The organism is Pseudomonas sp. WS 5079, from assembly GCF_012985465.1.
In the GTDB taxonomy this organism is placed as follows: domain Bacteria; phylum Pseudomonadota; class Gammaproteobacteria; order Pseudomonadales; family Pseudomonadaceae; genus Aquipseudomonas.
On the sequence record NZ_JAAQWN010000031.1, the window covers coordinates 1 to 865 of the forward strand.

Sequence of the window (865 nt, forward strand, 5' to 3'; positions counted from 1 at the left end):
TGGCGTTGTAGCCGGTGATGATCAGGGTGTTGCCGAAGCCGGTGGGTTCCGACTGCGGGAACGTCGCGGCGACGCCGTTGGTGACGACGCTAATGCCGCCCACAGTGAGGTTTTTCAGGCCGTCCAATGCCGTCACGGTGAAGGTGCCGGATTGGGTCAACGCAGGCCCGTCGATAGCACTGCCCAGCGGCAGGTTTTTCTCGTAGACCGTGACTTCGCCGCCGGTGACGTCGAGTCCCGTCAGCACCACCGGGTCGTCGTTGTTATGCACTTGCAGCACCAGGTTCGCGGTGCTGGTATCACCGTCGCTGTCGTTCAGTTGGTAGGTGAAGGTTTCAGTGCCACTGCCACCGCCATTCAGGGCCATGAACTGCGGGTCAGTCTTGTCGAGGGTGTAGGTGTAGCTGCCATCGGCGAACAGTTGCAGGGTGCCGTAGGTACCGACGATGGTGTTGGGCGTAACCGGGCCGGTGGCGATGCGGTCGGCGCCTTGCACGTCATTGCCCAGCACGCTGCCGCTCAGGGTCAGCAGGCTCTCGGAGGCGATACCTGCGGGGTTGTCGTCGACGGCTTTGGGTACGTCGTCGACCACATTGACGTCCAGTGAACCATTGGCGCTGCTGTTGTTACTGTCAGTGGCAACCACCGCAAACGACTCGCTGATGCTATTGATGCCCGCGCCGGTTGGGTGGCTGTCAGTGCCGTTGAGGGTGTAGCTGTAGCTGATCACCCCAGTGCTGGCGTTGTAGCCGGTGATGATCAGGGTGTTGCCGAAACCGGTGGGTTCCGACTGCGGGAACGTCGCCGCGACGCCGTTGGTGACGACGCTAATGCCGCCCACAGTGAGGTTTTTCAGGCCGTCCAA

General features: G+C 62.0%; 1 protein-coding gene. It reads right to left on the reverse strand.

The genetic code is table 11. The features are described 5' to 3' along the window. Positions 1-865: Ig-like domain-containing protein (locus tag HBO05_RS29025; protein ID WP_222932578.1), on the reverse strand; the 865-nt coding region annotated here is incomplete at both ends.